Origin of the sequence: Aminobacter niigataensis, assembly GCF_946995915.1 — a bacterium.
Taxonomy (GTDB): Bacteria; Pseudomonadota; Alphaproteobacteria; order Rhizobiales; family Rhizobiaceae; genus Aminobacter; species Aminobacter niigataensis.
In genome coordinates this window covers 2,368,927-2,381,625 of the sequence record NZ_OX341517.1, presented here as the reverse complement: position 1 = coordinate 2,381,625, position 12,699 = coordinate 2,368,927, and the positions used below count along the sequence as shown (strand labels likewise).

General features: G+C 63.3%; 12 protein-coding genes. 8 read left to right on the top strand and 4 right to left on the bottom strand.

Going from position 1 to position 12,699, the window contains the following annotated elements:
* Nucleotide 1: 1 nt before the first annotated feature.
* The 3 genes from arcA to O1Y97_RS11580 all read right to left on the bottom strand — a co-directional run bounded on the left by arcA (nt 2) and on the right by O1Y97_RS11580 (nt 4,449).
* Nucleotides 2-1,246: an arginine deiminase gene (gene arcA / locus O1Y97_RS11590; RefSeq protein ID WP_108607456.1), complete on the bottom strand. Its 1,245-nt coding sequence runs from the start codon at nt 1,244-1,246 to the stop codon at nt 2-4.
* 19 nt (nt 1,247-1,265) lie between these two features.
* Nucleotides 1,266-2,699: a basic amino acid/polyamine antiporter gene (locus O1Y97_RS11585; RefSeq protein ID WP_108607455.1), complete on the bottom strand. Its 1,434-nt coding sequence runs from the start codon at nt 2,697-2,699 to the stop codon at nt 1,266-1,268.
* Nucleotides 2,700-3,018: 319 nt separating this feature from the next.
* Entirely contained in the window at nt 3,019-4,449 is a 1,431-nt protein-coding gene (locus O1Y97_RS11580) for a basic amino acid/polyamine antiporter (protein ID WP_318764087.1), read from the bottom strand.
* Nucleotides 4,450-4,663: 214 nt separating this feature from the next.
* On the opposite strand from O1Y97_RS11580, the gene O1Y97_RS11575 reads away from it, so the two are divergent.
* The 8 genes from O1Y97_RS11575 to O1Y97_RS11540 are packed head-to-tail and all read left to right on the top strand — an operon-like array spanning nt 4,664 to nt 11,325.
* Nucleotides 4,664-5,809 carry an alpha/beta hydrolase gene (locus O1Y97_RS11575; RefSeq protein WP_108607453.1) on the top strand — a complete coding sequence of 382 codons (1,146 nt, stop codon included), beginning with the start codon at nt 4,664-4,666 and terminating at the stop codon, nt 5,807-5,809.
* On the top strand, nt 5,806-6,324 hold the full coding sequence (locus O1Y97_RS11570) for a Na+/H+ antiporter subunit E (RefSeq protein WP_318764086.1): 519 nt from the start codon (nt 5,806-5,808) through the stop codon (nt 6,322-6,324). The genes O1Y97_RS11575 and O1Y97_RS11570 overlap by 4 nt, the downstream gene beginning before the upstream one ends.
* 1 nt (nt 6,325) lies before the next feature.
* Complete coding sequence (locus O1Y97_RS11565; protein ID WP_245439860.1) at nt 6,326-6,577, top strand: monovalent cation/H+ antiporter complex subunit F; 252 nt, start codon at nt 6,326-6,328, stop codon at nt 6,575-6,577.
* 2 nt (nt 6,578-6,579) lie between these two features.
* Entirely contained in the window at nt 6,580-6,822 is a 243-nt protein-coding gene (locus O1Y97_RS11560; RefSeq protein WP_108607450.1) for a Na(+)/H(+) antiporter subunit B, read from the top strand.
* A 2-nt stretch (nt 6,823-6,824) separates the two neighbouring features.
* Nucleotides 6,825-7,166 carry a monovalent cation/H(+) antiporter subunit G gene (mnhG, locus tag O1Y97_RS11555; protein ID WP_318764085.1) on the top strand — a complete coding sequence of 114 codons (342 nt, stop codon included), beginning with the start codon at nt 6,825-6,827 and terminating at the stop codon, nt 7,164-7,166.
* Nucleotides 7,163-7,852, top strand: a complete 690-nt coding sequence (mbhE, locus tag O1Y97_RS11550; RefSeq protein ID WP_318764084.1) for a hydrogen gas-evolving membrane-bound hydrogenase subunit E — start codon at nt 7,163-7,165, stop codon at nt 7,850-7,852. Before mnhG ends, mbhE begins: the two co-directional genes overlap by 4 nt.
* A gap of 15 nt (nt 7,853-7,867) precedes the next feature.
* Nucleotides 7,868-8,236: a sodium:proton antiporter gene (locus tag O1Y97_RS11545; RefSeq protein ID WP_318764083.1), complete on the top strand. Its 369-nt coding sequence runs from the start codon at nt 7,868-7,870 to the stop codon at nt 8,234-8,236.
* Nucleotides 8,230-11,325 carry a complex I subunit 5 family protein gene (locus O1Y97_RS11540; protein ID WP_318764082.1) on the top strand — a complete coding sequence of 1,032 codons (3,096 nt, stop codon included), beginning with the start codon at nt 8,230-8,232 and terminating at the stop codon, nt 11,323-11,325. Before O1Y97_RS11545 ends, O1Y97_RS11540 begins: the two co-directional genes overlap by 7 nt.
* An 83-nt stretch (nt 11,326-11,408) precedes the next feature.
* On the opposite strand, the gene O1Y97_RS11535 is transcribed toward O1Y97_RS11540, so the two are convergent.
* Entirely contained in the window at nt 11,409-12,695 is a 1,287-nt protein-coding gene (locus tag O1Y97_RS11535; RefSeq protein WP_318764081.1) for an alpha/beta hydrolase, read from the bottom strand.
* Between the last annotated feature and the right edge of the window lie 4 nt (nt 12,696-12,699).

Below are 12,699 nucleotides of genomic sequence, written 5' to 3'. Positions count from 1 at the left end.
GTCAGTAGTCGACTGCGTCGCGGATGATCGGGCAGGTCATGCAGTGACCGCCGCCACGGCCCCGGCCAAGCTCGGCGCCGGTGATGGTGATGACCTCGATGCCTTCCTTGCGCAGCAGCGTGTTGGTGTAGGTGTTGCGGTCGTAGGCGAAGACGACGCCGGGCGAAGCGCAGACGAGATTGGCGCCGCTGTCCCACTGGGTGCGCTCGCGCATGTAGTCGTTGCCGCCGGTCTCGACGACGCGCATCTTCTTGAGGCCGAGCGAGTCGCGCACCGTCTCGACGAAGCTGCCCTTGTCCTTGTGCAGTTCGACGCCGCCATTGCCGTCGGGGCGATAGGAGAAGGCGGCGATGCCGTTGACGATGTCGGGATAGAGCAGCACGCAATCGCGGTCTGCGAAGGTGAAGACGGTGTCGAGATGCATCGCCGCGCGCAGCTTGGGCATCGCCGCAACGATGACACGCTCGGCGGCTCCCTTCTCGAACAGGGCAGCGGCAACCTGGCTGATCGCCTGGCGCGAGGTGCGCTCGCTCATGCCGATGAGCACGTTGCCCTTGCCGATCGGCATGACGTCGCCGCCTTCGAGCGTTGCAAGTCCCCAATCCTTGGTCGGGTCGCCCCACCAGACATTGACCTTGCCGGCGAAGTCGGGGTGGAACTTGTAGATGGCGGTGGTGAGGATAGTCTCCTCGTGGCGAGCCGGCCAGTAGAGCGAGTTGAGCGTCACGCCGCCATAGATCCAGCACGTGGTGTCGCGGGTATAGAGCGTGTTGGGCAGCGGCGGCAGGAGATATTCGTTGACGCCTGCCGCGTCGCGGATCAGCACCAGCTGTTCGCCGCCGACGGCCTCGGGGAACTCATGGGTCGAGAGGCCGCCGATCAGGGTTTCGGCAAGCTCGCGATCAGTGAGCCCTTCGAGATAGGAGCGGACTTCGTCGAGCAGGCCAAGGCCGATCTGGTTCGGCGACACCTGATGGTCGAGGATCCACTTCTTGGCCTCGGGATTGGCAACCGTCTCGGCCAGCAGGTTGTGCATCTCGACCACCTCGACGCCGCGGTCGCGCATCTTGGTCATGAAGTCGAAATGGTCGCGTTTTGCGTTGTCGACCCAAAGCACGTCGTCGAAGAGAAGATCGTCGCAATTGGAGGGCGTCAGGCGCTGGTGGGCCCGGCCGGGCGCACACACCATGACCTTGCGAAGCTGGCCAACTTCCGAATGAACGCCGAGGGGAGTGCCGTTTGTCATGACGTTTCTGCCTTTCTGTTCAATGTGTGATGGTGCCGGTCAGCAGACCGTAGACGCCGACCAGTCCGGCAATCAGGGTGACGGCGAACACGATGAGCTCGGTTGGGGTGAACAACTGCAGTTTCTGTTCGCGGCGTGCCCAGAAGTAGAGGATCGTACCCGGCACGAAGAGAACGGCGACGAGCAGCACGTATTTCAGCCCGGCGGCGACGAACATGAAAATGGTGTAGATCGCCGCTATCCAGGCGATGACCTGATCCCGTCCGCGTTCGCCCTGGGATGTTTCGTAGCCCTCCCCGCTGCGCGCGATCAGGATGCCGTAGCCAGCGACCAAAAGGTAAGGGAGCAGCGCAGTCACGCTCGTCATGTCGAGCATGAAGTTGAAGGCGTCGCGGGACCAGTAGGTGGAGATCACGAACAGCGACACGACGATGTTCGTCAGCCACAAGGCATTGGCCGGCACCCGATTGCCGTTCTGGGCGGCGAAGAGCTTCGGCATGTCGTTGGACTTGGCAGCGGCAAAGAGCACTTCGGCGCAGATCAGCGACCAGGCGAGGTAGGCGCCCAGCACCGACACCAGGACACCGATGGAGATGAAGACGGCGCCCCAATGTCCGACAACGGCCTCGAGAACGCTCGCCATCGACGGCTGCTGGACGGCGGCGATCCCCGATTGCGGCATCGCTGCGTAGGGCAGCAAGGTCACTGCCACCATCAGGCCGGTGACGCCGACGAAGCCCAGGATCGTTGCCCTGCCGACGTCGGAGCGTTCCTTGGCGAAGCGCGAATAGACGCTCGCGCCTTCGATGCCGAGGAAGACGAACACGGTGATCAGCATGGTGTCGCGCACCTGAGCGATCAGCGTCTTGGCCGGCATGTCGGCGCCGCCGAAGAAATTCTCGGAGAACTGGGTGTAGTTGAAGGCGAAGACCAGCGCGAGGATGAACACCAGGATCGGCACGATCTTGGCAATCGTGACGATGGTGTTGATGAACGTGGCCTGCTCGACGCCGCGCAGGATCATGAAATGGAATGCCCATATGCCGATCAGCGACACGATGATTGCGGTGGCGCTGCTGCCGTCGCCGAACATGCCAGGGAAGAACCGCCCCAGCGTCGAACCGATCAGAACCCAGTAGAAGACGTTGCCGAGGCAGCTGCCGAGCCAATAGCCGAAGGCCGACAGGAACCCCATGTAGTTGCCGAAGCCCGCCTTGGCATAGGCGAACACGCCGGAGTCGATGTCCGGTTTCTTCTCGGCCAGCGCCTGGAACACCCGCGCCAGCATGTACATGCCGGTTCCCGCGATTGCCCATGCGATGATGGCGCCGAACGGACCTGTCGCTGCACCGAAGCGGCCGGGCAGGTTGAAGATGCCCGCACCGACCATCGATCCCACGACCATGGACGTAAGTGCAAACAGCGACAGCTTCTGATTATCGCTTGAAGCCATGGTCCCCCTCCTGGCAGCGAACCCATGTCCGCGATCGAGATGCGAAAGAAATTCAGGATCAACTATAGGATTGCAGGGGTGGGGCTGTGATCAGCATGGAATCCCATGTCTATGCTCCGCGTCCCAAAGTTGTGCAGCGCAAAGGATCAGGAACCGAAGCCGCCATCCGGAAAAGATCGCGCCAATCAAGCAGATGCTCGAATACCGTACAGTTGCTTCTGAGAATGCGCTGCAGGTCGCGGCCATGCCGGGCGCCTTGCGCCTGCGGCGTTGCAACTACCAAGCGACGGGCATGCGCAGGGACTGCTGTCGGCGTTGGCTAAACAACGATGAGACCTGTGGCGATGCCGTAGATCGCAGCCGCCGCGCCGACAGCCGCAACTACGAACATCACCGTCTCCACAGGCGTGAACACCCTGCGCCCCTGCTCCATGCGCGCCATGAGGAAGAGGATCGTGCCGGGCCCGTAGATGGCAGCCGAGAGCAGCAGGTGCTTGGCGCCCGCCGCATAGATGAAGAAGGCCGTGTAGACCAAGGCGATCGCAGCAACGGCGAACTCGCCACGCCGCGCGGCCGGGTCTTTTTCGTAGCTCTCGCCGCTCCAGGCCAGCTTGAAGCCGTAGGCGGCGACCAGAAAATACGGAATGAGGATCATCGAACTGGTCAGTTCGAGCGCCAGCCGGAAGGCATACTGGGCAAAGAGCGTAAGGATCAGGAAGGTCTGGACGACCGCATTGGTGAGCCACAGCGCGTTCGACGGCACGCCATTCTTGTTCTCATGCGCGAGGAAGCGCGGCATGGTTTCGTTACGGGATGCAGTGAACAGGATTTCGGCCGCCAGCAGCACCCAGGACAGGTAGGCGCCGGCAACCGAAATCAGCAGGCCGACGCTGACGAACTTGGCGCCCCATGGCCCCACCACCGCCTCCAGCACGCCAGCCATCGACGGATTACGCAAGGCTGCCAGATCGGGGCGCAGCATGACGCCGTAGGACAGGATCGTTACCAGCACGAGCAGGCAAAGCACACCAAGGAAGCCGAGCAGCGTCGCCACGCCGACGTCGCGGCGGTTGCGGGCGTAGCGCGAGTAGACGCTCGCGCCCTCGATGCCGACGAAGACGAATACCGTCACCAGCATCGTGCCCCGGACCTGGCTTGCGACACTGCGCAGGCTGACGTCTTCGCCGCCCCAGAAGTTGGCCGCGAAGATGTCGGCGCTGAAGCCGTAGATGACGAAGACGATGAACAGGAAGATCGGGATGATCTTGGCAAAGGTGACGATGGTGTTGATCGCCGCCGCTTCCTTGACGCCGCGCAGGATCAGCGAGTGCACGGTCCACAGCAGCATCGACGAGATGACGATGGCCGTGATGGTGTTGCCGTCGCCGAACACCGGAAAGAACAGCCCCAGCGTCGACTTGATCAGCACGAAATAAGAGACGTTGCCGAGAAGCGCCGCCGACCAGTAGCCGAGGGCGGAGAGGAAACCGAGATAGTTGCCGAAGCCGGCCTTGGCATAAGCGTAGATGCCGGCGTCGAGGTCGGGCTTGCGGCGCGACAGCGTCTGGAACACGAAAGCCAGCATCAGCATGCCGACGCCGGCGATGGCCCAGGCGATCAAAGCACCGAACGGCCCGGTCTCGCGACCGAAGGCCTGCGGCAGCGAAAAGATGCCGGCGCCGACCATCGAGCCGACGACCATCGCCATCAGCGTCCCGACCGAGAATTTCTGCTGAGTGGCTGAGTTCATCGAATCGTGTCGTCACCAATTTTTTTGGCCAGCGGCAGCCCCGACAAGTCCTTCCGCCATGACGGCAATCTAGCCCGAGCCCGGCGGCCATGTGATTGGCATGGAATCCCGAGGATATGCTTGGCGTCCCAATCCTTGGCCTCGGCCTGCTTCGCCGGTTGCCGCCACGCGGATTTGCTGCTTCTGATCGCGCGTAAGCTTGCTGGATCGAGGCATGTCGGCGAAGCGTCTGTTTTCCGTTCTGTTGATGGCAGTGCTGCTCGCCGGCTGCGGTGGCCCACGCGCCGTGCTTGGCCTTGGCGTGACGACCGACCAGGCCGCGTCCGCAGCGGTTGTGCCCGTCTACGTCGCCACCACACGCGCCCGATCCGACAACCTGTCGCTGCCCTATTCGGCCCAACGCTCGCAGACGCTCAATTTCGCAAAATTCGACGTCGGCATCCCCAGGAACCACGTCGCCGGCGACGTCGAAAAGACCGGCCGGACGCCTGATCCGGCCAGGCATTTCGTGGCCCAGAGCTACCAGCAGATCGCCAGCCGCAAACAGTTCGTCGCCCAGCTCGATGCCGCCCTGGCCCAGCGCCCGCCGCAAGAGCGCGAAATCTTCATCTTCGTGCACGGCTACAACAACAACTTCGCCGACAGCGTCTTCCGGGCCGCGCAGATCGCCCATGACTACAATGTCCGCGCGGTCACGCTGCATTATGCCTGGCCCTCGGGCGGTGCCTTGCCGCTCTATGTCTACGACCGCGACAGCACCGTGGTCGGCCGCGGCGGACTGGCGGAAACGATCGAGATCGCGGCGCAGACCAAGGCAAACCGGGTGATACTCGTCGGCCATTCGATGGGCGCCTATGTGGTCATGGAAGCGCTGCGAGAGCTGGCGCAGACCGGCCGCCGGCAAGCCCTCAAGCGCCTCGGCGGCGTGGTGCTGGCAGCGCCCGACATCGACATCGACGCCTTCCAGAGCCAGGTCCGCGACATTGGCGAACTGCCGATGCCCTTCGCCATCGTGGTATCACGTCGCGACCGGGCGCTCAGCATTTCCCGGCGCATCGCCGGCGGCCACCCGCGCGTCGGCAGCGGCTCCGACATTGCGCTGCTGCAGCAGAAACACATCACCGTGCTTGACGCGTCCGAGGTCGATGGCGGCTCGCATAACATTTTCGCGAGTTCGCCGACGCTGATCGCCTTTGCCGGGCAGAGTGGACTGTTGCGTCGCTTGATCGAAGGCGACGACGCCAGCGCCGGCGAGACGCTGCTGGCCGACGGTGGCTCGGCCATCGAAGGTGCCGCAGCACTCGTCATCTATCTGCCCAGCCGCATCCTCGGCGGCGTAGCACTTGCGGGTCGCCTATGAACGAACAGGCCCCGACCGATGGGAAAGGAATCCGTGGCCTGCCGGTGCTTTGGCTGCTGCTCTTCATCCTCTGGCTGATCGTCAACGCCTCGCTGGCTACGCCAATCCTCATCACCGGCGCCGTCATTTCCTTTGCCATCGCCTTGATCTTCGCGCGCCGCAGCAATGTCTGGCACATCGCTGTCACGCCGCGCAGCGCCTGGCACTTCCTTGCCTATACCAGCGTCTTCTTCACCGAGCTGGTGAAGGCCAATCTCAACATGCTGCGCTATGTCTATTCGCCGCGCATCGACATCCACCCCGGCATCGTCAGGGTCCGCATTCGCTTGAAGTCGCAGATCGGTAGGCTGGCGCTGTCCAACTCGATCGCGCTGACACCCGGTTCGCTGGTCATGGACGTCAGGGGCGAGACGATGTTCGTCCACTGGCTCGACGTGAAGACGACCGACCCGGACCAGGCAACCGAAATGATCGTGGCTCCGTTCGAAAAGCACCTGGAGGCGGTGTTTGGCTGACATGCTGCTTCAGATTGCCGGCGTGCTGATCTTCTTCGCCATCGTCTTCGGCGTGGCAAGGCTGGTGATCGGCCGCACCGCAATCGACCGTGTCGTCGCCATCGACATGCTGACCGTGGTGTCGATCGCGCTGATCGCGCTCTACGCACATCTGTCAGGCCGCTTCGTCTATATCGACGTCGCCCTCGTCTACGGCCTGCTCAGCTTCCTCGCCGTACTCGCCATCGCCCGCTTCCTCGAAAAGGGGCCGTGACGATGCTCGAGCTGCTCGTCATCCTGATCTGCGGCAGCATCCTGGTCAGCGGCGTGCTGGCCGTCTGGCTCGACAACCTGACGGCAGCAATGGTGAGCGCAGGGCTGGCGAGCCTGTTTGCCGCAGTCTCCTATGTGCTTCTCGCCGCCCCCGATGTCGCCATGGCGGAAGCCGCAATCGGCTCAGGCCTGTCGACGCTCATCTTCCTCTATGCGATCCGCCGCACCGGCGGCGGCAGGGAGTGACCATGGAGCTGACCGGCAGCATCCTGGTGCTAACAGGCGCCTTCTTCCTGTTCTCAGCCGGGCTTGGCCTGCTGCGCATGCCCGACACCTTCACCCGCATCCAGGCCGGCACCAAGGCCTCGACACTGGGCAACATTCTGGTGCTCGCCGGGCTCGGCTTCTATCACCCGGACTGGGCGCTCAAGCTGCTGGTCGTTGCCTATTTCGTGCTGATGACCAACCCGCTCTCGTCGCATGCGCTGTCGCGAGCGGCGCACGCCATCCGCACGCCGATGGCGCCATCGACCATGGTCGATGCGCTGCGCGAGGAAGGCGACCGGCAAGGCAACGGGGACGCATCATGAAGGCGGCCTTTTCCTTGCTCGCAGTGCTTTTGTTCGGGGCGGTCTTCGCCGGCATCGTCGGCGGCTATGCCGAACGCGAAAGCGTGTCCGCGCTCGCGGAACAGTATCTGGCCATGGTGCCGCGCGAGCTCGGGGCGCCCAATGTCGTCACCGGCATCCTGATCACCTATCGCGGCTTCGACACGCTCGGCGAAGTGGCGGTGCTGTTCATGGTCGCCGCCGGCGTCGGCGTGCTGTTGGGCGGCAAGGATACCGCGACGGCTTCAGAACCCGGTAGGGAGCCGCGTCGCCCGAGCGAACTCGTCGGCAACGGCGCCGAGATTATCCTGCCGCTGATCTTCCTGTTCGGCGCCTATGTCATCAAGAACGGCCACCTCTCGGCCGGCGGCGGCTTCCAGGGCGGTGCGGTGGTCGCCTCCGGAACCATGCTTCTGATGCTCGCCTTGCCGGCAACGAAGCTCAACCACGGCTTCCTCAGCGTGACGGAATCGCTTGCCGGCGTCGTCTATGTCGGCATCGGCATCCTCGGGCTGGTGTTTGCCGCCGGCTTCCTCGACAGCCACATCCTGCCTTTGGGTGAATTCGGCACGCTGATCAGCGCCGGCGCCATTCCGGTCATTTCGGCGCTGCTGGGCGTCAAGGTCGGCGCCGAACTGAGCGTCATCATCGACCGTTTTCGCAACTGAACGCAGGAAGACGCCATGGGCCTGCCTGTCTCCACGCTTCTCATGACCACCGGCTTCCTGCTGGTGCTGATAGGCATGTGGGGCATCCTGCGCCACCGCAACATCCTGCGCATCATCATCGGCTTCGGCCTGATCGACACCGGGCTGCACATCGTCATGGTGGCGACCGGCTACATCACCGGCGGCACGGCGCCGATCATCGACACCGCACTCGGGATCGAGCAGGCGACCACGCGGGCGGTCGATCCAGTACCTTCGGCCCTGGTCGTGACCGCCATCGTCATCGGCTTTTCGGTCACCGCCATCATGCTGGCCTTCGCCATCCGCATCCACGACGCTAGGAAGACACTGTCCATCGACGCGCTGACGGAGTCCAAATGGTAGAGGCGCTGTTCCAGCCGCTGAACATCTTCCTGCTCGGCCTCGGCGGCGGCTTCCTCATTCCCCTGCTCTACCGCATCGCCAAGCCGTTGCCGGCACTGGCCTTCATCACAGCCCTCTGCGGCATCGCCGCCGTCTCCGGCGTCAATTTCTGGGCGCTGCGCAACGGCCAGCCAGCCATCGAGGTTTATACCGCAGGTGCTACGCCGCCGATTTCCATCAACCTGCGCTTCGGCGCATGGGAGGGCTTCTTCACCTTCTGCGTCAACATCGCAGCGCTGCTCGGCGCCTGGCAGCTGTGGCCACGGCTGCGCGACAGTTACGCAGCACTGCTGCTCTACCTGATCCTCGTCATGGGCATCAACGGCATGGTGATGACCCGCGACCTGTTCAATCTGTTCGTCTTCCTGGAGATCGTGTCGATCGCGACCTATGGTCTGCTCGGGCTCGAGCGCACCCCGGCAGCGCTCGCCGCAAGCTTCAAATACATCATGGCGACGGTGATCGCCTCGTCGTTCCTGCTGCTCGGCTCGGTGCTGCGCTATCATGTCACCGGCACGCTCAACATCGACGAGCTGATCGAACGCCGCGAACTCATCGCCGGGCCGATCGGCGCCACGGCGCTGATCTTCATCCTGGCTTGCCTGATCCTCGAACTGAAGCCGTTCCCGGCCAATGGCTGGGGCCTCGACATCTACGAGACGGCACCCGCAGGCATTGCCGCGCTGGTATCGGTCGGCGTTTCGGCCGGCGTGTTCTTTGCGCTGCTCAAGCTCCTGCCACTGTTCGAAAACCACCTCTCGCTGATCGCCATCGCCGGCGGCGCAACCTTCCTGTTCTCCAACCTCGTCGGGCTCAAGCAGACCAACGTCCAGCGCATGCTCGGCTACTCCTCCATCGCCCAGATGGGGCTGATGATGCTGGCGCTGGCCTTGCTGCAAAAACAGGGTGCAGCCGCCTCCATGCCGCTGGTCATCGGCGGCCTGTTCGCCAACCATCTCTTCGCCAAGGCCGGGCTGTTCTGGCTGGCCGGTGCGGTGCAGAGAACGGAAGTCGCCGGCTGGTCGGCCATCGCAGGGCGGCCTTTTGTGCTGCTCGTCTTTGCACTTCTGCTTGTCGCCATTGCCGGCCTGCCGCCCTTCCCCGGCTTCTGGGCCAAGTGGGAGCTGATCATGCAGCTTTCCGGGGCCCAGCTCTATGTCTGGATCGCCCTGATCCTGCTCGGCTCGCTGCTGGAGGCCGCCTATATGTTCGGCTGGTTCAAGCAGGCGACGCGGGCCATGCCCGGCGACCTGCCGGTTTCCTTCGCGGCGCGTGACCTGCTGCCGGCCGCAGGCGGTGCTGTGCTGCTAGCTATCGGCAGCTATCATGCGGCCCAACTCGCCGGTGCCGCCTCGCTCTGGCTGTTTTCGCCGCTCATCATCGGCATCGTGCTTTACGCGCTCGACTGGCTGCCGGGGCGCGTCAAATGCTGCCTGATGCTGCTGGCCGTGCTCGGCGTGGGCAACTGGCTGATATCTGAAACAACAGGCATGTCAGGGCTTTTTGCTACAGTGCTCTTGGGCGGCGGCCTGGTGGTGGCCTCGGCCGCGCTCTACAGGCAAGATTCCCGCCCCGGCTATTATCCGCTGATGGCGGTGCTCTTGCTTTCAATCGCTACGATGATGCGGGCGCAAACCAGCCTGGAGTTTTTCTTCTCCTGGGAACTGATCACGTTGTCGTCCTACTTCATGATCGCGCAGGGCAGGCATGCCCATCCCCATGCCCTGCCCTTCCTGTTGTTCTCGCTGACTTCAGCCTTCTGCCTGCTCGCCGGCTTTGCGCTCGCCGATGCGGCCAACGGCACCTCCTTGCTGCAGGCGTTCCGCACAGGCGGGACGGATGCTGCGTCCGCCTTTGCCCTGCTGGCGCTCGGCTTCCTCATCAAGGCCGGTGCGATCGGCTTCCACGTCTGGCTGCCGGGCGCCTATGCCGAGGCCGACGACGACCTCTCGGCAATGCTGTCGTCGGTGGTCAGCAAGGTCGCCATCTTCGGTCTGTTCATGGTCACCTATCTCGCCATCCGCTCGCAGGTCGGGCTGGAGCTTGCCCATCTCATGGGCTGGATCGGCATGCTGACGACGGTGATCAGCGCCGCCCTCGCCTTCAGGCAGGATGACGTCAAGCGGCTGCTCGCCTATTCGAGCATGAGCCAGCTCGGCTACATCATCACGGCAATCGCGCTGATGAGCCATCTCGGCTGGGTGACGGCACTGTACCTCGTCGCCAACCATCTGATGGTCAAGGGCATCCTGTTCCTGGCTGTCGCAGGCGTGATCCTGCGTCGCGGCACACGCCGGCTCGAAGAGCTCGGCGGCCTCGCCCGCCAGATGCCCATGACCTTTGTCCTAGCGGTCGTCGCCCTCGTGTCGATGTCCGGCTTGCCCCCGCTCGCCGGCTTCGGCGGCAAATGGCTTTTGCTCAGCGCCATGGTCGACAAGGGCTGGTACGGCCTGGCGGCAGCAGGCATCCTGGCGACGCTCATCGGCCTGCTCTACATGTTCCGCCTCGCCCACGCGTTGTTTCTCGCGCCGCCGCAGGCTGCCGCCGTCCACGTCCGCGAAGCTCCGATTCAGCTTCTCCTGCCCCAAATCGTGCTTGTCGGGGCGATCCTCGTCCTGTCTTTCCAGCCCAAGCTGTTCATGGACCCGGTTTCGACTGCCATCGACCCCTATTTCGCCTCAACACTGGTCTGGGAGGGCATGTCGCTCGAGACGATCTACGGCTACTGGAACCCGGTTCCCGTCATGGCCGCCTCGATTGCCGGCGCCGGCGTTCTATTCCTGATCGGATGGACCGTTTACCGCCTCGACCAGGGCCGCACTGCGGCCAAGGGTATCGCCGAATTCTATCGCTACTACATCAAGATCTCGCAACCCTGGTCGGCGCCGCTGGCAACGAGGGCCTGGGAGAGTATCGCACGCCTTGGCACTGTCTCAGCCGAAGCAACGCGCAGGGTCTACACTGGCGACGGCCAGATGTATGTTCTCGTGGCACTCTTTTACGTGCTGTTTCTGCTGTCGGCCAATTTCATTGCTGGACATGCGGGCTAACTCGATTCCAGCAAGGCACGAGTGAGCTCCCGTCCAGAATTGCGTCAGCAACGCAAACAAGCGTTATTGTGGCTCATACCGGGTCAGCCGCCGGTTCCGGGGGAGATTTTTCCTTGCTGACGTAGCCGCGACACGACATGGGCAAGTTGATCGGGATAATCTGGCGTGAAGGTCCAGTAGTGAACCCCGGAGGCAGCTGCCGCGTCCATCAGGCCGCGCTCGCCGGGAGCCAGGTCATACAGCAGCGTGATAAGCACGTCGCTGCTGACCCACGGATCGTCATACCAGAATGTATGCGAGGTTCGGGACAGGCCGGGAATGTTTTCCGGTCTCACCCGAAGCAGTTCGAGGCCGTCGGCTCGTGCACTTTGCAGAAGCCAGTTCGTGTCATCCGCATCAAGTTCTTCCATATCAGGCCTGCCGGCGCGCGATGCACGGTTTATTACCTGCGATAGCCTGAGCGCGCTGTCGTTGAGATTGGCCGAAACAGTGACGCGTTCGGCCACGTCCGCGTAATCGCGCATGTCGGCCACGAAGCGTCTAAAATCGGCGTCCGGGGCGGCGTGATAAACCTCGCCGAGACGCACCGGTTCGGCATCCGGCTGCTTTGCCTTGCGCCCCGCCAATGCCAGGGCGTCGCTGCCGACCGTGCCGCCGGCGCTGTAGGTCAGCACGTCGACCTTGTCAGCAATGGTGTGCTGCGACAGGAGTTCGACCAGCTTGGCAAGCTGGGGAGCCGCGCCAAAAGCGGTCACCATATCTCTCGGGTATCTCAGGAAATTTTCGGCCGTCGGCCAGGCGAATAGAACAACCACAGAGGTCCGGCCTGTGAAATGGCGGAGCTGCGCTGCCTGTCCCGCCGCACGTTCAACGGTGGTGTTGGCACCGTGGACATAGACAATGACATCGCGATCCTGGCTGGCGGCCAACGCTTGGTCGATCTTGTCGAACCAGGCCATCGCTGCGGGTGAAGGCGGCTGATCCGGCTCAATCGCCGCCTGCTCATTCAGATTGCTGAGATGGAGGAATGGCCGCCGGTCGTCGCTTGCACCGGTCGACCAGGCATAGATCCTGTCCCAGGTTGTACCTTCCTCGCCGATTCTGACCGTCGCCTCCCCGAGCTGCAGATCCCTGCCCGGGACGACTGCATAGAGGCGATCGTTGCGCGGTCCGACGGGAAGCCGGTTGGTAGCGTAGAAAAGGGCGATCTCCGGGTCTGACTTGTGCTCCGGATTGGTGGTGAAGGGACTTGAAAGGCCGCCGAGGAAAACGATCGGGGTAGGCATAAGGCGCATGGGCGGCTGGTAAAAGGATATGGCTATGGTCGCTCCGGCGACGACAAGGCAGAAGATTGCGAGATAGCGGAACATCAAT